The organism is Paraglaciecola sp. 25GB23A (assembly GCF_040012495.1).
In the GTDB taxonomy this organism is placed as follows: Bacteria; Pseudomonadota; Gammaproteobacteria; order Enterobacterales; family Alteromonadaceae; genus Paraglaciecola.
In genome coordinates, this window is the sequence record NZ_JBDYKM010000011.1 from 32,249 (window position 1) to 56,170 (window position 23,922).

General features: G+C 43.5%; 20 protein-coding genes. All 20 read left to right on the plus strand.

Annotated elements, in window-relative coordinates; translation table 11 throughout:
* The 20 genes from ABKW31_RS14560 to tldD all read left to right on the plus strand — a co-directional run bounded on the left by ABKW31_RS14560 (position 1) and on the right by tldD (position 23,832).
* Complete coding sequence (locus tag ABKW31_RS14560) at positions 1 to 909, plus strand: AAA family ATPase (RefSeq protein WP_348617282.1); 909 nt, start codon at positions 1 to 3, stop codon at positions 907 to 909.
* Positions 906 to 2,018, plus strand: coding sequence for a tetratricopeptide repeat protein (locus tag ABKW31_RS14565; RefSeq protein ID WP_348617283.1), 1,113 nt, complete (start codon positions 906 to 908; stop codon positions 2,016 to 2,018). The genes ABKW31_RS14560 and ABKW31_RS14565 overlap by 4 nt, the downstream gene beginning before the upstream one ends.
* Positions 2,015 to 3,874, plus strand: coding sequence for an ATPase, T2SS/T4P/T4SS family (locus ABKW31_RS14570; RefSeq protein WP_348617284.1), 1,860 nt, complete (start codon positions 2,015 to 2,017; stop codon positions 3,872 to 3,874). The genes ABKW31_RS14565 and ABKW31_RS14570 overlap by 4 nt, the downstream gene beginning before the upstream one ends.
* Complete coding sequence (locus ABKW31_RS14575) at positions 3,861 to 5,081, plus strand: type II secretion system F family protein (RefSeq protein WP_348617353.1); 1,221 nt, start codon at positions 3,861 to 3,863, stop codon at positions 5,079 to 5,081. Before ABKW31_RS14570 ends, ABKW31_RS14575 begins: the two co-directional genes overlap by 14 nt.
* 4 nt (positions 5,082 to 5,085) lie before the next feature.
* Positions 5,086 to 5,610: a hypothetical protein gene (locus ABKW31_RS14580; RefSeq protein ID WP_348617285.1), complete on the plus strand. Its 525-nt coding sequence runs from the start codon at positions 5,086 to 5,088 to the stop codon at positions 5,608 to 5,610.
* Between the two features lie 36 nt (positions 5,611 to 5,646).
* Positions 5,647 to 6,282, plus strand: coding sequence for a type II secretion system protein (locus tag ABKW31_RS14585; RefSeq protein ID WP_348617286.1), 636 nt, complete (start codon positions 5,647 to 5,649; stop codon positions 6,280 to 6,282).
* 139 nt (positions 6,283 to 6,421) lie between these two features.
* The gene (locus tag ABKW31_RS14590; protein ID WP_348617287.1) at positions 6,422 to 6,934 is read left to right on the plus strand and encodes a prepilin-type N-terminal cleavage/methylation domain-containing protein; all 513 of its coding nucleotides are present in this window, start codon (positions 6,422 to 6,424) and stop codon (positions 6,932 to 6,934) included.
* Positions 6,935 to 7,029: 95 nt separating this feature from the next.
* Complete coding sequence (locus ABKW31_RS14595; RefSeq protein WP_348617288.1) at positions 7,030 to 7,569, plus strand: type II secretion system protein; 540 nt, start codon at positions 7,030 to 7,032, stop codon at positions 7,567 to 7,569.
* Positions 7,556 to 8,131 (plus strand): type II secretion system protein, encoded by a 576-nt coding sequence (locus tag ABKW31_RS14600; RefSeq protein WP_348617289.1) that lies wholly within the window; start codon positions 7,556 to 7,558, stop codon positions 8,129 to 8,131. Before ABKW31_RS14595 ends, ABKW31_RS14600 begins: the two co-directional genes overlap by 14 nt.
* Positions 8,131 to 9,009, plus strand: coding sequence for a type II secretion system protein (locus tag ABKW31_RS14605; protein WP_348617290.1), 879 nt, complete (start codon positions 8,131 to 8,133; stop codon positions 9,007 to 9,009). Before ABKW31_RS14600 ends, ABKW31_RS14605 begins: the two co-directional genes overlap by 1 nt.
* On the plus strand, positions 8,999 to 9,424 hold the full coding sequence (locus ABKW31_RS14610) for an MSHA biogenesis protein MshP (RefSeq protein WP_348617291.1): 426 nt from the start codon (positions 8,999 to 9,001) through the stop codon (positions 9,422 to 9,424). Before ABKW31_RS14605 ends, ABKW31_RS14610 begins: the two co-directional genes overlap by 11 nt.
* A gap of 56 nt (positions 9,425 to 9,480) precedes the next feature.
* Positions 9,481 to 12,924, plus strand: a complete 3,444-nt coding sequence (locus ABKW31_RS14615) for a DUF6701 domain-containing protein (protein ID WP_348617292.1) — start codon at positions 9,481 to 9,483, stop codon at positions 12,922 to 12,924.
* Between the two features lie 287 nt (positions 12,925 to 13,211).
* Positions 13,212 to 14,255, plus strand: coding sequence for a rod shape-determining protein (locus tag ABKW31_RS14620; RefSeq protein WP_348617293.1), 1,044 nt, complete (start codon positions 13,212 to 13,214; stop codon positions 14,253 to 14,255).
* Positions 14,256 to 14,315: 60 nt separating this feature from the next.
* Positions 14,316 to 15,179 (plus strand): rod shape-determining protein MreC, encoded by an 864-nt coding sequence (gene mreC / locus ABKW31_RS14625; RefSeq protein WP_348617294.1) that lies wholly within the window; start codon positions 14,316 to 14,318, stop codon positions 15,177 to 15,179.
* Complete coding sequence (gene mreD, locus ABKW31_RS14630; RefSeq protein WP_348617295.1) at positions 15,179 to 15,655, plus strand: rod shape-determining protein MreD; 477 nt, start codon at positions 15,179 to 15,181, stop codon at positions 15,653 to 15,655. Before mreC ends, mreD begins: the two co-directional genes overlap by 1 nt.
* A 7-nt stretch (positions 15,656 to 15,662) precedes the next feature.
* Positions 15,663 to 16,226, plus strand: a complete 564-nt coding sequence (locus ABKW31_RS14635) for a Maf family protein (RefSeq protein WP_348617296.1) — start codon at positions 15,663 to 15,665, stop codon at positions 16,224 to 16,226.
* Positions 16,223 to 17,686, plus strand: a complete 1,464-nt coding sequence (rng, locus tag ABKW31_RS14640; protein WP_348617297.1) for a ribonuclease G — start codon at positions 16,223 to 16,225, stop codon at positions 17,684 to 17,686. Before ABKW31_RS14635 ends, rng begins: the two co-directional genes overlap by 4 nt.
* A gap of 18 nt (positions 17,687 to 17,704) precedes the next feature.
* A complete protein-coding gene (locus tag ABKW31_RS14645; protein WP_348617298.1) occupies positions 17,705 to 21,577 on the plus strand; it encodes a YhdP family protein in 3,873 nt (1,290 codons plus the stop codon).
* On the plus strand, positions 21,570 to 22,397 hold the full coding sequence (locus ABKW31_RS14650; protein WP_348617299.1) for a carbon-nitrogen hydrolase family protein: 828 nt from the start codon (positions 21,570 to 21,572) through the stop codon (positions 22,395 to 22,397). The genes ABKW31_RS14645 and ABKW31_RS14650 overlap by 8 nt, the downstream gene beginning before the upstream one ends.
* Complete coding sequence (tldD, locus tag ABKW31_RS14655) at positions 22,390 to 23,832, plus strand: metalloprotease TldD (RefSeq protein ID WP_348617300.1); 1,443 nt, start codon at positions 22,390 to 22,392, stop codon at positions 23,830 to 23,832. The genes ABKW31_RS14650 and tldD overlap by 8 nt, the downstream gene beginning before the upstream one ends.
* Positions 23,833 to 23,922 lie beyond the last annotated feature (90 nt).

The window sequence follows — 23,922 nt, forward strand, 5'->3', positions numbered from 1 at the left end:
ATGTACCTTTACCATTTTGGTATTAAAGAGCTGCCCTTTACCTTAACGCCAAATACGAGTTACTTTTTTGGCTTGCCGAGTCATAAAGAGGCGCTCAATGTACTGATGACGGCACTTAAATGTGGCGAGGGTTTTATAAAAGTGACGGGCGAAGTGGGCACAGGTAAAACCCTGATTTGTCGCAAGTTACTGAACGAACTTCCTCAGCATTTTGTTGCGGCTTATATCCCTAATCCTTGTTTGACACCCACTGAGTTGCGCCGCTCTGTGGCCAGCGAACTCAATGTTGAATTGACGGCCTTGGCCGATCAACAAGAATTTACTCAGCGTATTCAACAACGTTTAATCGATATTCATCGGCAAAACCGCTCCGCGGTATTAATTATTGATGAAGCCCAGGCTTTGCCCATCGAAAGTATCGAAGCGCTGCGCTTGATGACCAATTTAGAAACGGAATCTCGTAAGCTTTTACAAGTGGTGTTATTTGGTCAACCTGAACTGGATGAAAAGTTGGCTTTGCCTGAATTACGTCAGCTTAAACAACGTGTGACGTTTTCCTATGTTTTACGCTTAATGGACGCTGATCAAGTGTATCAATATGTCAGGCACAGGATGTTCGTCGCCGGGTACCGCGGCGCTGAAATTTTTTCCAAGAAAAATTGTAAATTGCTATTTAAGGCCAGTAAAGGTACTCCGCGAATTGTCAACGTGTTATGCCATAAAAGCCTGATGTTGGCTTATGGAGAAGGGCAGCAACAGGTTAGTTCAAGGCAAATCAATGCCGCTATAGTTGATACTGAAGCCGCCTACCTGAGCTCGTCACTAATGTTAAAAATTAGCTTAGGCCTTTGTTTGCTGAGTGTATTATCGGCAGCTCTTTATTACGCTTATCAAAGGTTTTATTTATGAGTGTAGTCAATAAAATGCTGCAAGACTTAGAGGCTCGCCAGGCAAGTGATACCTCGGTGTCTGCTGATTATCAAGCACCTCAGCGTCGAGTCCATTGGTGGTGGATACTCAGTTTATGTCTGTTAGTTGTGCTGGCTGGTGCTTACTGGTTATTAAACAGCAGTGGTTCTCTTTTGAAGTCATCGCAGCCTATATCTGCTGATACGGCCGAGCAAAACGTCGGCCAAGAGACTCAAGCTCCAAGTAAACCAATGTTAGTGGCTGCCAGCGGTTCGCAGCTTGAACAGGTTCAATCTGCAGAGCAAAATACTTCACTGAATGTGCCTACCCAGCGAATTGGTGATAAGCAAGCCAATACTATTTTGGTCTCAGACGTAAACCAAGCAAACGACTTCGAGGAAACCTTACCCTCGGCATTGGGTTTACCTGCCGAAACTCAACTGGTTGCAGTAGCTGCACCCCCAGCCCCTAAAGTTGCAGCGATTGATCCCGTGTCAGCGCCATCGGTATTTAGCATGCAAAGTAGTAGTCAGGCTAATCAGACGGCGAGTTTACGGGCCAATATAAAAGATGCCTTAGCCAACAATAATGATGCCTTAGCCATTACATTATTAAGCACTTTGCTTGAGCAGGAGCCAAATAATCTTAGCTTGTTGAAAAAGCTCGCTTCATTGCTCTTTGCTAATAATCAGCGGCAAAGAGCAACAACCTTATTGCAATCTAGTATTCAACAAAATTCACGGCGTGGCGATCTTCGACTGATGTTGGCCCGCTTATATGTGCAACAACAACAATCACCCAGCGCGTGGACATTACTTAATGAAATAGAGCCTGAACAACATATTGAAATTGATTATTGGGCTTATCGCGCAAACCTAGCACAACAATTAGGCCATTATTTACTTGCCAAACGTGATTATATTGCCTTGACTCAAGCACAGGCATATCAAGCAAGATGGTGGCTCGGCTTGGGTATTACACAAGAAAAATTAGGTGCACAAAGCCTAGCTAAAGAGGCTTACCAAAAGGCCTTAAGTTTGGCTCAATTCGATGCCCCAGTAAGCGATTTTATTGAACAAAGGCTGCAAATATTGGTGGGTAGGCCATGAACCCAAAAACTAAGATCCGCTTAGGCGATTTATTGGTTCAACAAGGCATTATTACTGAACAGCAGTTGATGCAAACCTTAGCGACGCAAAAAGAGTCCGGTCGCAAGCTTGGGTATGTACTAATAGAACAAGGATTTGTTACTGAAGCGCAATTAGTGAGTTTTTTGTCACAGCACCTGAAGGTGCCCTTGGTGGATATCAGCCAATACAATGTGTCGGTTAGCGCAGTTAATAAGTTGCCAGAAGTGCAAGCTCGCCGCCATCGCGCCCTAGTGTTAGATGACAAAGGAGATCATTTTCTGGTCGGCATGAGTGACCCCGCTGACTTGGCTGGGGTAGACGTATTGTCTGGCCTATTGCACAAACCCATCAAAGTTGCGGTTGTTAGCGACAGTCAGTTATTAGATGCCTACGATACCTATTATCGGCGCACTGAAGAAATTGCTTCTTTTGCTCAAGAATTGGCAGAAGAATATCAAGAAGGGTCTGAATTCGAAATAGACAGCGGCATTGGTGATGAGCAAGATACTGCTGTAGCGCGTTTACTCCAATCTATTTTTGAAGATGCGGTACAAACCAAAGCTTCAGATATTCACATTGAGCCAGATGAAAATCTGTTGCGCATACGCATGCGTGTGGATGGAGTGTTGCAAGAAAACGTTATTCAAGAAAAAAACGTGGCGTCGGCCTTGGTGCTGCGGCTTAAATTAATGTCTGGCTTAGATATTTCAGAAAAGCGCCTACCACAGGACGGTCGTACCAGCATCAGAATTAAAGGGCATACTATTGATGTGCGGGTGTCCACCATGCCTATTCAAAATGGCGAATCAGTGGTTATGCGTTTGCTTGATCAATCTGCTGGTTTGTTGACCTTAGATCAAACGGGCATGCCGCCCAGTATATTGAGACGTTTTCGTAGTTTATTGAAACACCCTCATGGCATGATTTTGGTGACCGGTCCAACAGGCTCAGGTAAAACCACAACCTTATATGGAGCCTTAAGCGAACTAAATCAGGCCTCTACTAAAATTATTACCGTGGAAGATCCAGTAGAGTATCGGTTACCACGTATTAATCAGGTGCAAACTAATAACAAGATTGGCTTGAGCTTTGCCAGTGTGTTGCGCACTACCTTACGCCAAGATCCTGACATTATTATGGTCGGCGAGATGCGTGATCAAGAAACCGCCGAAATAGGTCTACGGGGGGCCTTAACTGGCCACCTTGTACTGTCAACATTACATACTAACGACGCTGTCAGCAGTGCAGTGCGTTTGCTGGATATGGGCGCACCAGGTTATTTGGTAGCAAGCTCACTTAGAGCCATTGTGGCACAGCGTTTAGTGCGTAAAATTTGTGAAAACTGTAAAGTTCCTTATCAGCCCCATGCTGAAGAGTTATTGTGGTTAAAAAGTATTGATCCCTTGCTTGGTGAGGTGAATTTTTATCATGGCAAGGGGTGTTCAAGTTGTGGAAAGTCAGGTTACAAAGGCAGGTTAGGCGTCTTTGAATTACTCGAAATGAGTGAAAGCATGATGAATGCCCTAAAAGTTAACGATACGGTATTGTTTGCTGATGTAGCCAAGCAAAGTCCTGGATTTGTGCCTCTGGCAAAAGTCGCCCTAACGTATGCAAAAATGGCGATCACAACCATAGAAGAAGTACTCAAACTGATTGAATTAGTATTAGACGAGCGTAGTTTGAGTGATGCTCATGGTGCTGATTTACCCTTGGAACAAGAATTGGCAGCTGCTAGTAAAGCTAAGACATTAAGTTCGCCTACTTTCTCAAATGAATTTTCTTTTGAGCTTGAGCCGCAGGCAAAGCTAAGTGATGGCGAAAATGGCCCAGTTTAGTTACAAGGCGCGCAAACCTGGGGGGGAGTTAACCACTGGTGTATTGGAAGCAACTGATGCAGCTTCTGTTGCTCAAATTTTAGTTGGCCGCAGTGTTATACCTTTGGAAATAAGTGAATTTTCTGCCCAAAAAGTCAACAAACCTGAAGGCGTAAATTTTTTAACTCCGCAGGTCAAACTCGATGATTTAGTTATTTTTGCTCGGCAGATGTATTCTTTGGCAAAATCGGGTATCCCGATATTACGCGCAGTTAAGGGCTTAGCTGACACCTGTGGTTCTAAACGCATGGCTATTGCATTGCAAGATGTCGCCAGCCAGTTAGAGCGCGGGCGCACACTATCGAGTGCCATGCATAAACACAAAAGTATCTTTAGTCAGCTTTTTGTTAGCATTGTGCATGTGGGTGAGAACACCGGTAAGTTAGACGATGCATTTTTGCAACTATCATTTTATTTAGAACGAGAGCAAGAAACACGCAAACAAATAAAAGCAGCAACACGCTATCCGCTATTTGTTATTTTTGCCATTGTTATCGCGATGGTGATTATGAATATCGTGGTCATTCCAATTTTTGCCGATATGTTCACCTCACTTGGCGCAGAACTGCCATTAATGACGCGGGTGTTATTAGCCTCTTCCCATTTTTTTGTGACGCAATGGGCTTATATATTAGTGGGAATTATCGCCAGTATTTATTTTATACGGCGTTATTTGCAAACCCCACAAGGCCAGTATAAATGGGACAAACTTAAACTGCGTTTACCCATTGTCGGCAGCATTTTTGAACGCACTCTGTTAGGACGTTTTTCCCGCAGTTTTTCCATGATGTTAGTGGCAGGCGTGCCCCTCACTAGCGCGTTGAATTTGGTGGCTGAGGCGGTCAATAACTCTTACATGGCAGCGCGTATAATTGCTATGCGTAAAAATATTGAAAAAGGCGAGAGTTTGTCGCGAGTTGCTGCCAGCAGTACCTTATTTACTCCACTCGTTTTGCAGATGATCAACGTGGGTGAAGAAACGGGGCGTGTAGACGAGCTATTAGCAGAGGCCGCTGACTTTTATGAGCGAGAGGTGGATTACGATTTGAAAAGCTTAACAGCCAAAATTGAACCGGTACTCATTTCACTGGTTGCAGGTATGGTATTGGTGCTCGCACTTGGTATATTTACTCCAATGTGGGATATGATGGGGGCTATAAAGGGCTAAGTTTATGCAGAAAAATCAAGCCACAGAAGAGCGTAATCGTTCAGTGTTTTTTAATCTCAGTGTCATTGTCATATTTGTCGCCTTGATGCTAAGTTTTATTTTGTATTTTTATAAAACATCACCGAGTATTAAACGGGTGAATTTAGACAATTTGGCCAATAGTTTTGCGACTAGTGTTAATAGCGCACATTGGCAGTGGCAGGCTCAAGGACGACCTGAAATTATTATTATGAGTACCTTTGCACCTCGATTAGATGACGAAAAGACCTTAGTTGAGGTAGATAAACATCCTGTTTTTATGAGTGCAAATGGATGGCCTAAAGCGGCGCAAAGTGGCAAAGGTTGTGAAGATATTTGGAATATGGTGCTTAATATTCCCCTAGATAGTGACGGGTTTAGAGTCATTGCTGAGTTTTATGACGGGGTAAGACTTAGCGGTGATGTCGAACAAAGTCGTTGTCGCTATCGCCTGTCTAGTGGCTCGTACTTTGAATACAAAGTATTTACCGGCGAAGTAATCAAAAATTAGCCAGCGACACATAAATATACTCAATAAGAGGTTTAAATGAATAATAAACAGACTCGACAACCCACATTCAATCTATCGAGAATGCCTCAGGTCCAAGGTTTTACCTTAATTGAGTTAGTGATTGTGGTGGTTATTTTAGGCTTATTGGCGGCCACCGCTCTCCCTAGGTTACTGGATGTCACCAAAGATGCGGAAGATGCCACAGTTGATGGGGTCGCGGGTGGTTTTGCATCTGCAGTAGGTTTAGTGCGTGCGCAATGGGAATTAGAAGGTCGACCGCAAGAGAACAACGGTACCAACTCTACCTTTGTCACCATTAACAGCATTCAAATTGGGATTGACAAAGATACGGGTTATCCCACTGGTCAACTCGATACTGATAGTAGCAGTGAAGACAATCAGTTGAGTACCTTAGATTGCGAAAGTATCTTTAATTTAATAATGCAAAGCGCTCCAACGATTTCGTCAGATTGGAACGATCGTCCATTTAAAAACTATCGTTATTTTACCAATCTTCGAGCAGGTAGCGGTTCTGGTGGCAATGACGTGTGTTATTACTACTTAACCCAAACGATCAAGAATCAAAACAATGAACCTGTAGATAACCTAAGTGGCAATGGTTTTATCTATGACCCAAGGATCGGTCAAGTCATCGTATATAGTAATAATTAGGCCCAGTTACACTTAATTATACATACCTTGTTATGGTATTGACTCACAATACTCACTAGCGCCAACAATGAGTTTAGTGTTATAAACTACTGATATGTTTCAAAAATAAAATTTAAAATCATCCATTGAGGACAGTAACATGCAACAACAAAAAGGTTTTACATTAATCGAATTAATTATTGTGATTGTCATTTTAGGTATATTAGCGGTCACCGCAGCACCTAAATTTCTCGATATTCAAAAAGATGCTAAAGCCAGTACAGTAAAAGCGGTAGAAGGAGCCATTGGTTCTCTTAACTCTATCGTATACGGTAAATCCTTGATTGCCGGACAAACAGGTGCAACGGGTACGGTCACAATTAGTGGCGTTGACTATGCTACGGTTTATGGTTATTTAGCGCCTTCTGTGGACTTAACCGCACTAGTGGATGTTGATGCTGACATGTTTCCTGCATTTGAAGCGGGCGGAGGAGCTGCAGCAACGGGTAGACCACTGGCTGGCACCTCGACCCTGCGTTTTTATAACTTTGTGGATACGACTTTTAGTTATGGTTCCCCGGCTGCTGATACCGGCTGTTTAGTTATTTACAAAGCTTCTACAGGTCCTAATGTACCCGCTACCGTAACGTCATATACTGGTGAATGTAACTAATTTATTTGCTGTTACCCAAACTAGTTTTAAGGCCATTAATGTTGTATTAGTGGCCTTTATTTTTTGGGCAACAATAAACATATCTGAGCATGAAAATGAATAATAGTCATAAGACTCAACGAGGTTTTAGTTTATTAGAGCTGATTATTATGATTGTATTATTAGGTATTCTCGCCGTTACCATTGGTAGTCGCTTCAATGGCACACGGGGTTTTGCTGAGTTTGCCTACCAAAGTAAACTGGTGTCCAGTTTACGCACTATGCAAACTCGGGGCATGCAAGATACCCGCAGGGGCTTTTGTTTTAAGCTTAATTTTACCACCTTACCATCGGCGTTTGGGCCGCCCACGACTGAGTATAATACCTCAGATAGTAGTGCTTCGTGCGCCAACACTGTTGACTATGGACTCGCTAACAGCTTATCCACTTCTGCTACTGAAATGCTCGAGCAAAATGTCACGATTTCTTCTGTCCTTGATGCAACAACCGCCATTACTGCGATTGGTTTCGATAATTTAGGACGGCCCTTAACCAGTGCAAATAACTGCAGTAGTGGTTGTCGAATCGAGTTAAGCGGTGAACAAGTTGTTGCAGTTTGTGTGGAAGCTCAAGGTTTTATTCATGTTTGCCCATAAACAGACTCTGGCTAAGGGTTTTACCCTTATCGAACTGATTATTGGCATTGTCGTGTTTGCCGTGGCCTTGAGTCTATTTGCTTCATTGATAAAGCCACTCGCCACTCGGAGTGTTGAGCCGATCTTACAAGTTAAAGCGGCAGAATTAGCCCAATCACTGATGAACGAAATTTTTGCTAAGTCCTTTGATCAACAATCTAACCGCAGTGGCGGATTAGTGCGATGCAACGAGTTAGCGAATCCCTGCACTACCAGTAATAATTTAGGGCCAGATAACGAGTCGCGAGATAGTTACAATGACGTAGACGACTATCACGGTCTTGATCAGAGTGGTATTGCAATCTTAGATGCTAACGCCAACGTTATCGAAATTGATGGTCAGTCTTTTTACGCTGGTTTTAGAGCGCAAGTCAGGGTTTACTATGACGATAATATGGATGGTATTGATGATGCTATAGCGGGTGGTTCAGCTTATATTGGCAACACTAAGTTAATTCAAATTACGATTATCACCCCCAATGGCGAGCCTATAATATTTACTGGCCTGCGGAGTAATTATTGATGCAATATCAGCAGACCAATAAACTGTCCAATGGATTTACCTTGATCGAGTTAATAACGGTAATCGTGGTATTGGGCATTGTGTCTGTAGGGGTTTCCGGTTTTTTGCGCAGTGGACTGCAAATCTATAGCGATGCAAATGAGCGGGATCAATTATTAAGCCAATCGCGTTTTGTGATTGAAAGAGTGAGCCGCGAATTACGTGCGGCGATACCCAACAGTGTGCGCTTGCAATATTCGGCCAGTGCGGGTACCCAATGTTTGGAGTTTGTGCCCGCTTTATGGGCTTCCTACTACACCACCCTGCCTGTTATTCCCAGCACGGCAACCTTAGCCCGCGTAGTAGAACTTGCCGACAATGCTAATCAATACGCTTGGCAAGCGGGTGATTCCACTTTTGTTTACCCAACGTCGAACCAAGATGTGTACGGCAGTAATTCGTTGAAACGTCAGACCATTTTGGCCTGCAGTGATGATATGGATGCCGATGAAGACGGCAATCCTGATGGTGATGGTGACTGTAATACTGCCGATAGTACGAGTCATATTGCAGAGCTAGAGATCAGTGGCGCTTTTGCCGATTCGTCGCCTGCTTCTAGAATGTATTTTGCCCGCAATACCGTTAGTTTCTGTGCCCGCAATGGCAGTATTTTTCGCTACCAAGATAACATCAACAATAACCAAACCTTATATCAAGTGGGGGGAGATTTACTGGGGCAAAACCTGCACAACAATCTTACCCTGAGTAATGAGTTGCCTTTTCGTATCAGTGGGCCAACGTTAAATCGAAGTGCCTTGATACAGCTACGTTTAGCTTTTGAATTGCAGGGTGAAATCGTTAATTACAATACTGAGGTACATATTCCTAATGTACCCTAAACATCAACGCGCTCAACAAAGAGGCAGTATGTTAGTGATGGCCCTGTTTGTCATCGTCGTGCTGGCTTTTTTAGGCCTAAGTCTCAATAAAATTTTAGCCAGTTCGGCAGATGCCATTGTGCATGAAGTGCTTGGACAAAGGGCGCTCAATGCGGCAAAAGCAGGGATAGAGTGTCAAATAGCTGCAAATTTACCTATCAGCGCAGCGACGGCCCCCTATTGTAGTTCACCGACAAATTTTAGTTTTAACACCTTAGCGGGACTAGAAAACTGCCACTACACAAGCTCGTCGAACAGTAAGGTAATTCGAGATGGGATCTTAATTCAAACCTACTACCAAATTAGTAGTACTGGGCAATGTGTGGTTGGTGATATTGTGGTGAGCCGCACGGTGTATGTCGATCTGATGTTATAGGCATGGTCCAAGCGCATTCTCTAGGGTATGACCACATGCAATTCAAGGTAGCTCTGATGAAAAAAACTCTCTTCTTAATCACGATGCTGTGGTGTGGCTTGTCAATAGCAGGAGGCTTATCTGGAAACCTCACTGCAGATAATAGATTCGATGTTTACCTCAGTACTGACGATAGTGTGCAAGGCCTTTATATTGGTAGCGGCAGCAATTGGCGGAAAACCTATAATTTTAGTTACGACTTAATTGATGGGCAAGACTATTTCTTGCACATTGTGGCTGAAGATCAAGGCGGAATAGCTGGCTTTCTTGGGCAATTTAATCTCACCAGCGAACATTTATTTAGTAACAAACAAACCACTATTTATACTACACCAGAGCATTGGAAAGTCAGTAAAACCGGTTGGAGTAACTATGTAAACGCAGCTAAGGTCAATGGTAATAATGGTGTTAGTCCTTGGGGAACCCGCCCTTCTATCTCTGCCAATGCCACTTGGATTTGGTCTCAAGATGCCTACAATGACAATAAAGTTTATTTGTCATTGGCTATTATTGCTCAGGTTCCAGCCCCTAATGGGGGGCAATGTGAATCGGTGTTCTCCAACGGTGCTACAACCCATAGTGCCACTGGAAAAATTGACTTCGGCTACAACGCCCAACTGTTGGGTGCTGCAAACAATGTTCTAACTACCTCGAAGATTACCAGTAACAAGGGATCCAATAAAAAAACCTGCAGTACTCGTAATTGTGTCGCATCGGGTGGGCAATCTGCTGTGATTAATGTCAGCAGCTTTGTCAGTCGCAGCAGCACAGACAATGTGGTTATTGGCTATCAGGGCAGCGCTTCTATTGGTGTAAGTCCTTATCCTAGTAATAGTTATGCCCAGATCAATCCAAATTACGCCTCTGAGGCGAGGATTACTTTTTCCACTAATCACCGTGAATATTTTGTAGATACCCTTATTTTAGCTTACAAAAATACGCTTTATTTGCAAGGAGGGAGCGTTTATTGGATTAATCGTCTTGTTACGTCCAGCCAATCCCAAATCATTGTCAATGGCAGTGGTACAGCTATTGTCTATGTTAATCAAGCCCTTGCTTTTCCTTCCCCCGGCTTAATCAATTCACCCGCGGTCAATACCAGCGGTGTCGCCAGTAAATTAGTTCTGTATGCCTTTAATGATGTCTCCTTTAACAATCAAACAACTTTTAGCGGCAGTTTATACAGTCGAGGCGATATTACACTGGGGTCGGCGAGTTATGCCTTTGGTGCAATTAGCGCAAACAACATTACCTTGGGCAGTGAGTCCACCATTAATTACCAAGCATCAGCGGTGGCTAACACTAATTACGCCGGTTTGTGTTCATTCACTGATGCGGTGGACCATTTTCGCCTAGAGCATGATGGTCAAGGCCTGACTTGTGAGGCTGAACCCTTTATCGTTAAAGCCTGTGCCGATGCTAATTGCACTAGTTTATATCAGCAGCCGAGCACACTGACTTTAATGCCTGGTGCGATTGAGGGCGGCAATACGCTGACTTTTACCGGCTCTAGGGCTGTTAATTTGTCGATTGCCACAGCAGGAAATTATACATTGAGTAAAACCTTACCTTCAGATGCGGCTAATTTAAGATGTTTTGTGGGTGCCACTGAAACCTGCGATATAGGTTTTGTTGACGCAGGATTTGAATTTGTCGGTGCCACAGTGAGTGAGAAATTATTACCTGATCAGCTGGCAGAAACAGCCTTTACTAAGGTGCAATTGCGTGCGGTCCAAAATAACAATGGGGTATGTCAAGCAGCGTTAAGCGGTAACAAAACGATTACCTTTGGCTATGACTGTGACTCCCCTAATACTTGCTTAACAAGCTTGGCTGGTATCGCTATAACCAACGCCAACGGTGAAAACACAGGCGCTCTTAATCTTGTCTTTGATAGTGTTGGTTTAGCTTCATTATCTAGCTTGAATTACGCTGATGCCGGCCGCTTGAAACTCAGTGCCCAAACGAGCTTAAATAATGGCCAGATCCTACGTGGGATAGGATTGATTGATGTCTATCCAGCTTATTTGCAAAGTCAAGTCTCACCACTTTCCCTTGTAGCCAGTGATATTAATGATTCAGGTAAATACACCGCAGGGCAAACTTTTGAAATACTGATTGGTGCTTATGGGTATGCAGGCAATTTGCTACCAAACTATCAGGCTGAGGGGCTGCAACTTGAAGTGCAGCGTTTGGCGCCTATAGCCGCAGGTACCTCAGATGGCCAGCTTAAATATGCCAGTGCTGGCTTTGTCAATAGTTCGACGTCCCCAGGTTTATTAAGCAGTACTGGGTCTTTAACCTTCATTGGCGGACAGTATCGATACAGCGGCGCTTATTACAGCGAAACAGGTCAAATTTCCTTGGCTGCTCATGATAGTAGTTATTTGGGTAATCGCATCCCCAGCTATGCCTCGTTGGTGTTAGATCCCTTTATACCCGCTTATTATCAAGTGGCACCCATGCTTCCGCTGCCCGCTTTGGAAGATGTGCAAGCCAGTTTCACCTATATTGGTCAGGTTAATTCGTTTGCGCACAACCCTCAATTTGACATCATCGCCAAAAATGCCCTTGAGCAAACTACCTTGAACTATGACTCCTTAGAATGGAATTTAAAGCCGAGTCTTGCGGATGTTAACGATCAGAATAAACTTACTTATCTTGATAAAAGTATTTATAGCGGTGATGTGAGCGTTTTTAAGGGGAGCGCGCCTCTGCTAAGTGATGACAATAATTACGATGGTACTGTACATTTAGTCTTGCCAGATGCCACCATTCGCTACAACAAAGTCGATGTAAATAACACCATGTTTGCGCTGACGGACCCCTTCAGTGCGGTCTTTGATATTGTTTTTTACTCCCCATTTTTTACCGATAGCAATGGCGTCTGTTTCCGCGACGATGCATTAGACCCAAGCTGTAATGATTTCATTTTTAGTGATGTAGGTGGTGCTAATTTGCGTTTCGGACGATTTAAACTCAACAGCGCTTATGGACCCGAAACTGAGCCTCTAACTGTCGGGTTTGCAGCACAATACTACCGAGCCGGAAGATGGTTAACTAATAGTCTAGACAATGAAACCCTTATTGATTTTAGTCAAGCAAACGCTCAACTCATTTTAAGTAAAAGAGGTGCTACCTCAGCCAATGATCTAAGTGGATCATTTGCTCCTATTACTAGCGACGGCGCTTTATTGATGGGAGTACCCGATAGCCTCAATGATTTTTATTTTAGTGCGCCTGGCCAGACGGGCGAAGTCTTATTGCAACTTAATCCGCAAACTGAGCCATTATTGTGGCCTAGTTATCTGAATTTCGATTGGAATGGTGATGGTCTCATTTGTAATCAGACTAGTGTTTGTGGCAATGCATACCCAATAGATTATCCCAGTGCCATTATTAGTTTTGGTCAATTTAGGGGCAATGATCGGGTCATTCAATGGCGTGAATTATTTAATTAAACGAAAGCTTCTGCTTTAATTTTTAATGTTTAGGGTAAAAAATAACTCTATTTAAGTCATTTATACCCAGAGTGCACCTGAGTACCAAGTAAAGCCCTGTTAGCACTTCGCTGCTTATTATTTAAGCAATTTGGAGTCAAGTTTTCACTTATTGCAAAAAAGTCACCAATATATTGCGCTAAACCCTGTTTTTTGCGCTTTTGTTTTACCTGTTTGCTTGCCCAATCAGGGGCCTGTTGGTAAAGTTGCTGATTATCTCTCTCACCAACTAGGATGCGGTTTCTTCCATGTTCAAAAAGCTTCGAGGAATGTTTTCCAACGATTTATCAATCGACCTCGGCACAGCCAATACGCTGATTTATATTAAAGACAAAGGTATCGTCTTAAATGAGCCTTCGGTTGTGGCAATTCGTCAAGAAAGAGCAGGGGGCCCAAAAACTGTTGCGGCCGTAGGGACCGAGGCCAAACGTATGTTGGGTAGAACCCCAGGTAACATAAAAGCGATCCGTCCGATGAAAGATGGGGTTATCGCAGATTTTTATGTGACCGAAAAAATGCTGCAGCATTTTATTAAACAAGTCCATGACAATAATTTTTTACGCCCCAGCCCACGTGTTTTAGTATGTGTACCTTGTGGTTCTACCCAAGTAGAGCGCCGTGCTATTCGTGAATCTGCCTTAGGCGCCGGTGCACGTGAAGTGTTTCTGATTGATGAGCCCATGGCTGCAGCAATCGGCGCAGGTTTACCGGTTTCAGAAGCAACGGGTTCGATGGTGGTAGATATCGGTGGTGGTACCACTGAAGTGGCCATTATTTCACTCAATGGTATTGTTTATTCCTCATCGGTACGTATCGGCGGTGACAAATTTGACGAAGCGATTATCTCGTATATTCGTCGTAACTTTGGCTCACTGATCGGTGAAGCAACAGCTGAGCGTATTAAACATGAAATCGGTGCGGCTTATCCGGCTGAAGAAGTGAAAGAAATCGAAGTCCGTGGTCGCAACTTGGCTGAAGGTGTACCGCGCAGTTTTACCCTTAATAGCAATGAAATTCTTGAGGCCTTGCAAGAACCCTTAACCGGTATTGTTTCAGCGGTTATGGTCGCACTTGAACAATCTCCACCTGAATTGGCTTCTGATATTTCTGAACGTGGCATGGTTTTAACCGGTGGTGGCGCTTTATTAAAAGATTTAGATCGATTATTAATGGAAGAGACTGGTATTCCTGTTGTCATAGCAGATGACCCCTTAACATGTGTAGCCAGAGGTGGTGGTAAAGCCTTTGAGATGATTGACTTACACGGGGGCGATTTGTTTAGCTACGAATAAACATTGATCTAAGGTGGCTTGAAAGCCAATACATTCAAGTCACCTCACTGGCATTACTTTATGAATCCAATTTTTTCTACTGGTCCCTCGCTGTTAAATAGACTCGCTCTTGGCTTGATTTTATCCGTATCGCTTATTATTTTTGATCATAAATTTAATGGTTTTGGTACCACTAGGGTCTACCTCAATTCTCTGGTTAGCCCTTTGCAATATTTAGCTAATTTGCCAGGTGAATTAATCAATGCCAGCCTGACACGTTTGAGCTCCCATGAACAATTATTAGATGAAAATGCTCAACTGACCCTGCAAGCCACCTTAATGAGTCAAGAGTTACAAAGGATGGCATTTTTAAAAGAAGAAAATATTCGTTTACGTAGATTACTAAATTCACCTTCAAAACAGAATACTCGTAAAGAAGTGGCCGAATTAATGGCAGTCGATAATAATCCTTATAGCCATCAAATTGTGATTAATAAAGGCGCACTAAATGGTGTCTATGAAGGACAAGCCGTATTAGATGAGAAGGGTGTGGTTGGACAAATAATGCAGGTGAGTTCAACCAATAGCCGCGTATTATTGATTGCTGATATCACTCACGCTATTCCAGTGCGTGTGGCACGTAATAATTTGCGGCTGGTAGTTTCAGGTTCGGGTAGCTTAGACGAGTTACATATTCAACATGTCTCCCATAGTGCAGATTTACAAGTGGGCGATTTACTGCTGTCTTCTGGTTTAGGCAGAGTGTTTCCTGAGGGCTACCCTGTGGCTGAAATCACCTCTATTGTGCGTGATGAAACCCGACCTTTTGCCATTGTCAGAGCTAAACCGGTGGCTCAACTTGACCGTCTAAAATATCTACTTCTGTTGTGGCCGGAAGAGCCGAACAGCAATGCGCAACCAAGCTCTGAGGAGGATCAGCCCTAATGCAATTCAGAGCCTACCTAATCACTTTCAGTTTAATTTGTGCTTTGGTGCTACAAATTATGCCGATGCCTGCCTCGGTTGATTTATATCGACCTGAATGGGTGCTATTGGTCCTCAGTTATTGGACCCTGGCTTTACCCCACAGAGTGAACATTGGAGTGGCGTTTATTAACGGTCTAGTACTTGATATCTTGTTAGGCTCAAGTCTTGGTGTACATAGCTTTGCAATGTGTGTGAGTATTTACGTACTGGCTGCCAACTATCAACGTTTACGTAATTATTCAGTCTGGCAACAGGCTATCGTCATCGGCGTTACTTCAGCCTTTTATAACTTAATTGTTTTTTGGCTACAGCATCTATTAACTGACGTGTATTTTTTGTTTACCTACATGTGGCCGGTTGTTAGTTCAATGGTCATTTGGCCTTGGCTATTTTGGTTGTTGCGTAAATTGCGGCGCCAAATGCGTTTAAGTTAAGCCCGCGATGTTATTACTCGCCTCACAATCACCACGACGAGCAGAATTGTTAAAGCAAATGGGGCTGGTGTTTCAAACAATGCCAGTCGACTTGGATGAAACAATCTTGAGCAACGAAGCCCCTTTGGATTATGTCAGACGCCTAGCCTGTGGCAAATCGGCTTTAGGCTGGCAAAAGTCAGGGCAAAATATGCCAGTACTCGGTGCTGATACTGTAGTGGTGATTAATCACTTGGTCTTAGGTAAACCTCAAGATAAAGCCGATGCTCAGCGAATGTTAAGGTTACTGTCTGATAATATTCATCATGTTTACACGGGTGTTGCATTAACCACAGGCGAAGGCCAAGTTTATTGTGTGGTAAAAACCCAAGTAAAATTTGCCGCTTTGTCAGTCCAACAAATTGACGATTATTGGCACAGCGGTGAGCCCGTTGATAAAGCAGGCAGTTATGCTATTCAGGGTCTCGGTGGGCAATTTGTAGAGAATATTCAAGGTAGTTATAGCGCCGTTGTGGGTTTGCCACTTTTTGAAACTCGCCAATTACTAAATAAAATAGGGTATCAGCCATGAGCGCAGAATTACTGATCAATGTGACACCATCTGAATCTCGTGTCGCTTTAATCGAAAATGGCATATTGCAAGAAATTCATATTGAACGTCATACTAAACGCGGTCTGGTAGGTAATATCTATCGTGGTAAGGTCAGTCGAGTATTACCTGGTATGCAAGCCGCCTTTGTTGATATAGGTCTGGACAAAGCTGCGTTTCTGCATGCTTCAGATATCGCTATTCATAGCGAAGTCGAAGAAGAAGTAGCCAGTAGCCATCTGCCTAAAAAAGATATCCGAGATCTAGTCAGGGATGGTCAAAATATTGTGGTGCAAGTGGTTAAAGATCAAATTGGCACCAAAGGCGCACGTCTTACCACTGACATTACGATTCCGTCACGTTATTTAGTGTTTATGCCAAGTGTGACTCATGTGGGTGTATCGCAACGCATTGAAGATGAGCAAGAGCGTGAACGTTTAAAATCGTTGGTGCAGTGTTTTTGCAGTGAAAATGGTGGGTTTATTCTGCGCACAGCCGCCGAAGGGGTAAAAGAACAAGAGCTGGTCCAAGATGCCGACTTTTTGCGGCGTTTGTGGGAAAAGATTCGTTCTCGTATGAAAAATAAATCCCATATTTTGTATGAAGATTTGCCGCTAGCTCGCCGTGTATTGCGCGACTTCGTCGGCACGACTCTCGACCGTATTCGTATCGACTCTAAATTATCCTTGCAAGAGCTACAATTGTTTACCAAGGAGTATGTACCAGAGTTAAATCGTTTACTGGAATACTATCCGGGTGACCGCCCGATTTTTGATTTGTACGATGTAGAAAATGAATGTCAGCGTTCTTTAGAGCGCCGAGTTGATTTGAAGTCTGGTGGCTATTTGATAATCGATCAGACAGAAGCCATGACCACTATAGATATCAATACCGGTGCTTTTGTTGGCCATCGTAACCTTGAAGAAACCATATTCAATACTAATATCGAAGCGACTTTAGCCATCGCCCGTCAGCTACGTTTGCGTAATTTGGGCGGCATGATTTTAATCGATTTTATTGATATGACCGACCAAGACCACCAGCGCCGAGTGATGCATAGTTTAGAAGCTGCTACTGCTAAAGATCGGGCAAAAATTAATATTCATGGCTTTACTGCTCTTGGTCTCATTGAGATGACGCGTAAAAGAACGCGAGAAAGTTTGGAACATATACTGTGTGGTGAGTGTCCAGTATGTAAGGGCCGCGGTTCGATCAAAACCGTTGAAACTGTATGTTTTGAAATAATGCGTGAAATTGTCCGGGTTAATCGCGCTTATGAGGCTGATAAATTTGTGGTTTATGCTTCACCTGCCGTGGCTGAAGCCTTGTTGGGTGAAGAATCTCATATGTTGGCTGAACTAGAAGTTTTTGTCACAAAACAAATTAAGGTACATACTGAATTGTTATATAACCAAGATCAATTTGACGTCGTAATGATGTGAGGAAAGCAAACCAGCGTAATGTCTAAGCCTTCATTTTATATTGCCTACATAGTCAGAAAAATCTGGGCGCTATTTGCTTTGAGCTTGGTGCTGGTCGCTGTTGCGCTGAGTTTGTTGCGTTTTTCGCTGCCTTACTTAGATCAACAAAAGCAGTTTTTAGAAAACTATCTTAGCCAACAATTTGAAACAGAATTGAAGATTGGTAGCATCTCAGCTAAATGGCAAGGTACAGGCCCAGCCATCGTTTTAAAGGATGTAGTCTTAGTTCAAGATGCTGAATCGCCGGTACAACTGGATATTGCTGAAACAGTGATTGAGATAGATTTTTGGAACTCGATTTTACAAAGGCAATTTCAGTCTAATAAGTTTGATTTACAAGGCATGCGTATCACCCTTAACTTGGGCTCCCTAAGGCAAGAAAACAGTGACTATCCCATTGTTGCTGCCCTCGAAAAACTGTTTCTGCAACAACTTCAGTCTTTCTCTATCAGTAACAGTAGCTTCTTATTGATCACGCCTAATGACACGCAAACTGTGCTCATTGACCAAGTCTCGTGGATAAACAAGAATGATCGACATCAAGGCAAAGGCCAGTTACAAGTAGAAGAAATCGCCAGTAACTCGGCATCCTTTATTCTCGATTTATACGGTCAAGAAGATGAATTGTCCGGTACATTTTTTGCCAAAGGTGAAGAGTTGGATTTATCACCTTGGATCAATCAATGGCTTAAAACATCGTATACCTTAACTGAAAGTCGTGGCAGTTTTGTGATGTGGGCGAGCATTGCACAAAAATCCCTAAGCTCGATTCAGCTTGATGTGTCAAATAGTCGTTTTAGTTGGGCAGTCGACGATAAGATTGTGCGAGCTGCGGTCTTGGGCGGGCAAATGAATGCTGCACCTGATGCGAGCGGCTGGGTGATGAATCTAGATAACTTTTCATTGCAGATTAACGATCAATTATCGAGTACCAATTGGTTAACTCGACTAGATAAAAATGGCAATGTCAGTATCACCAATGCAGAACCTATAGACTTAAGTCCCTACGTGGCCCTCATGCCCTTGCTGATGGACCCCAGTGCCAGTGAACTCATAAATAAATTACAACCTATGGCTAGACTCGATTTGATCCAGTTAGGTCTTAGCTTAAGTGATGGCGTAAACGTATCTGCGGCTATAAGCGACATTTCCTGGCAACCATTACAGGCAATCCCGGGCGTTGCAGAGGCCCGCGCGGACATACTCTGGTCCAATAACAATGGCAAAATTAGTCTACAAAGCAGTGATAATACTTTGGCTGTTGATAGCCATTTGCCGCAAAACATTGATTACGCCGATCTATCCGCAACACTATTTTTAGAAACCAGCCAAACCGGCCTAATCATTAGTAGCGATGATGCTGTGTTACGCAGCAAAGAATTGGTGATCACACCGCAATTTTACTTTCGCAGTCAGGACCAGTTTTTGGCTATTAGTGCCAATGTCGCCGAAATGGATGTAGCCAATTTAGCCCACTATTATCCTGCAGAATTAATGGGTGTCGATACCCAGGCTTATTTAAGTTCGGCGCTTAAAACAGGGACAGTTAAAGGCGCTCAAGTTTTATGGTCTGGGCAATTAGATCAGTTTCCGTTTACCCAGCAACAAGGTGTTTTTCAGGCCAGTGTTGATATTCAAAATGGCAAACTGAAGTTTGGTTCGGATTGGCCGGCTTTAACTGAACTCGATATTAATTTGTTATTTGAAAATGAAGGTCTGTGGATGTCCAGCCAACATGGCAAGCTCATGGATGTTGAATTAGCTGGCTTACATGCGGCCATTCCATCATTGTCGAAAGGCGCAGTGCTGACCATCGATGCCAAAGGCTTAGCAAGTGGTAAACAAGTACGCGATCTAATGGCGCAAAGTAGTCTGGCTGATAGTCTGGGTAAGGCCCTGCAGCAAGTTCAAATTGAAAACCAACTTGAAGCGAGTTTGAATTTAGTGATCCCCTTGGCCGAACCCGATGTGGTCGCCAGCGGCAAGGTTAAACTGGCTGACAGCAAGGTAACTATTGCCAGTTTAGGTTTGCAGTTAGATCATGCCAAAGGAGAAGTCAGTTTTGTTAACGACAAGGTTAAATTCAGTAATTTAAGTGCAAAATTATTAGGACAGCCAGTCTCGGTTTCATTTAATGGCGAGCAGCAAAGTCAACACTACCAAGCAGATATTAAGTTGAAGGGCGATTGGCAGGCAGAGCAGTTGTTAGCCTCTGTATACCCCAAAATGACGCCCTATTTGAAGGGGAAAAGCCAATGGTCAATCGATGTTGCTTTGTCATTGCCTGCAGATGGTTACGAATACACTGCAGTTTTAAGTTCTGACTTAGTCAATTTGAACTCTTCATTTCCTGCTCCGTTCAACAAAAGTGCTGAACAAAAACGCCCACTAAGTGTTGAAGTTAAGGGCAATATGCAAGCCAGCACGGTAAAAGCCACTCTTGGCAATGACATTACCTTTAATGGCAATTTGCCCCATGAGAGTATGCAGTTTTCTCGCGCCCATCTGTCTATTGGAGAGTCTGATATGGTCGGGATGGGTCTTGGCTTTAGTATTTCAGCCAAAGTTGAGCAGCTTGATAGCAGTGCTTGGTATCAAGCCATTGCGCATTTGCTATCTGACAGCAGCGATAGCGAAAATAAACCGACAATTATAGACGCGCCTAAACGTATCTATATCAGTGCAGACAGTGCATTGTTGGCAGGGCAAAAGTTAACAAATTTAGAACTGGTAGCCAAAAACACCAGCGACAGTTGGTTATTTGATATCAATGCCAAAGAAACGAGAATGGAAGTCGCTTTGTATAAAGATTGGTTGGCGCAGGGCATCAATATTAACGCTGATTTCATCGATATCCCTACTTGGCAATCAATGGAGCCTGTAACTGAGCAGGATGCTAAATCTGACTTTAACCCTAATCGTTTTCCGCCCATAAATTTCTCATGCAAACGCTGTAGTATTCTAAATAATCAACTAGGTAAAGTGGATTTTGTGTTGGCTCGCTCTGCCAGTGGTATGCATATTGAAAGCCTTCGACTTAACAACGACCACGGTTTGTTGTATGCCGAAGGAGATTGGTTTATCAATCAAGGCCAAAGTAGTACGCGTTTTAAAGGTGAATTTAGTAGTTCAGATTTTGGTGCCTTACTTAAGGGTTTCCAGTTTAACTCCGGCATTAAAGACTCCAAAGCCAGCGCTAAGTTTGATTTAAGTTGGCAGCAAGCTCCTCACGAATTCAATTACGCTAGCTTGAGTGGTGAGATGGACTGGCGTTTGACCGATGGCTATTTAACCGAAATCACCGACAAAGGCTCGCGAATTTTCAGCATCTTAAGTCTGGATTCCTTGGTTAGAAAACTTAAACTAGATTTTAGAGATGTATTTGCTAAAGGATTTTTCTACGAAAAAATGACTGGCTCATTTCAAATCCAAAACGGTGTGGTGGAAACTCGAGATACCTTTGTTGATGGTGGTGCAGGCGAAATTAATATGCTCGGTTTTACTGATTTGAATAACCAAGAGTTAAATTATCAGATTTCTTTTGTGCCAAACGTAACATCCAGTTTACCGGTTATCGTGGCATGGATGGTTAATCCAGCAACCGCTCTGGCGGCTTTAGCCCTCGATCAAGTATTAACCTCAGCCAAGGTGATCTCAAATATTAAATTTTCTTTAACTGGCACCTTTGACGAGCCTGTGATTGAAGAATTGGGCAGAGATAGTAAAGAAATCACTTTACCGGCTCGTATTACTCCGTCAGATGTCGAAGTTAACCCTAAACTGCAAGGCAGTAGTGTTGATAGTCAACCTGTGGGCTTGCAAATTATCACAGAGGAGTTAATCAGTGGCTAAATTAGTTGCACTGCAAATGACCTCAAGTCCGGTGGTAGCAGACAATATTAAGTTTGTTGAGCAACAGCTTCAGCAGTTAAGCGTGAGTGAAGCTACCCTGGTGGTTTTGCCAGAGTGTTTTGCCTGTTTTGGCGGCGGTGACAAAGCACAATTAGCCGTTGCAGAAACACCTAATGATGGGCCTGTACAAACACAATTATGTGATTTGGCTCGTCAATACAAGGTCTGGCTGGTGGCCGGCAGTTTTCCACTTAAAAGTGCAACTGTTAATAAATTTACCGCCTCTTGTTTACTGATTGATGACCACGGTCAGATTCAAGCTGAATATCAAAAAATTCATTTATTTGATGTTCAGGTGGCCGATAATACGGGAAGCTATTTAGAGTCTCGCAGCACTGAAGCAGGTAAACACTTAGCCGTGATTGATACCCCTTTTGGCAAGTTGGGTTTAGCCATTTGTTACGATATTCGTTTTGCCGGCATGTTTCAGGCCATGAATCAATTGGCTCAGCTTGACGTATTAGCGTTGCCAGCTGCCTTTACTTATCAGACTGGGCGTGCTCATTGGCAGGCTTTGATCACCGCTCGTGCCATTGAAAATCAGTGTTATATCGTCGCCGCCAACCAAAGTGGTGAACATGCCAATAAGCGACAAACCTATGGTCACTCCAGTATTATTTCGCCATGGGGCGAGACCTTGGCGCAATTGACTACGGAAACAGGTACAATTAGCGCAAATATAGACACTCAGGCTTTGGCCACTATTCGTCGCAATATGCCTATTGCCCAACATAATCAATTCAGGAGTTACCTTGTCTAACTTGGTAGAAGCAAACTTACTTGACGCCTCAAATCTAAATCGTTCATCACTGTCTTCAGCGTTAGATATTATTTATCAGCACGACAATGATTTTGCCGATCTGTATTTTCAATCTAGCCAACACGAAACTTGGGCGCTTGAAGACGGCATTATTAAAGAGGGTAGCTATAACATCGAACGTGGTGTTGGTGTGCGCGCAGTCAGTGGCGAAAAAACCGGTTTTGCATATTCCGATGATATTTCGCCTGAGGCTTTAATTAAAGCAGCAACCGCAGCGCGTTCCATTACCGCCAGCGGTGGTCGACATAAGGTCGCGCCGCTCAACGAAATTAAAATCGATCCGCGCTATTACCAACAAAATCCATTGCTGGGCATGCAAGAGCAAGAAAAAATCGCCTTATTACGGGCAGTTGATGAATATGTGCGTAAAGAAGAACCTGCTTTAACTCAAGTCAGTGTCAGTATCAGCGGCGTCTACGAAGAGATACTTATTGCTGCCACTGATGGGACCTTTTGTACCGATATTCGCCCCTTAATCCGTTTAAATTGTTCAGTACTAATGGAAAAAGACGGTCGCCGTGAAAAAGGCAGTTCAGGTATGGGCGGGCGTTATGCCTATGATTATTTTATTCAGCAAGAAGATGGTCGCAAACGTTACGAACAGTTAGCCGATGAAGCCATTCATATGGCGCGGGTCAATATGCAAGCGGTAGCCGCACCTGCAGGTAAAATGCCAGTCGTACTCGGCAGTGGTTGGCCGGGTGTATTGCTACATGAAGCCGTTGGCCATGGTTTAGAAGGTGACTTTAACCGTAAAGGGGCGTCAACATTTAGTGGCCGTATTGGTCAACAAGTGGCGGCCAAGGGCTGTACGATTGTCGATGATGGCACCTTAGCTAATCGCCGTGGCTCCTTAAGTGTAGATGATGAAGGCACGCCCACTCAATATAACGTATTGATTGAGGACGGTATCTTGAAAGGCTATATGCAAGATAAACTCAATGCGCGATTGATGGGGGTTAAACCCACCGGTAATGGCCGGCGTGAATCTTATGCTCAATTGCCTATGCCACGCATGACTAATACCTATATGTTAGCGGGTCAGTATTCTCCTGAAGAGATTATTGCCTCTATTGGTAAGGGTATTTATGCACCCAACTTTGGTGGTGGCCAAGTGGACATCACCTCGGGCAAGTTTGTATTTTCAACCTCAGAAGCCTATTTGATTGAAAACGGCAAGATCACTAAACCAATTAAAGGCGCTACTTTGATTGGTAACGGCCCTGAAGCCATGCAAAAAGTGTCTATGATCGGCAATGACTTGTCATTAGATAAAGGGGTTGGGGTGTGTGGTAAAGATGGCCAATCTCTTCCGGTTGGTGTCGGTCAGCCCACCTTAAAAGTGGATGAACTAACCGTAGGTGGCACAGCATAATCCCTGTGCTTATGTAAGACCACCCGGTAACCGCTGTTATATAGGCGGTAGGTCTGTAAAAGCCAAAAGCTAAGCGACTGTCACCTCGTT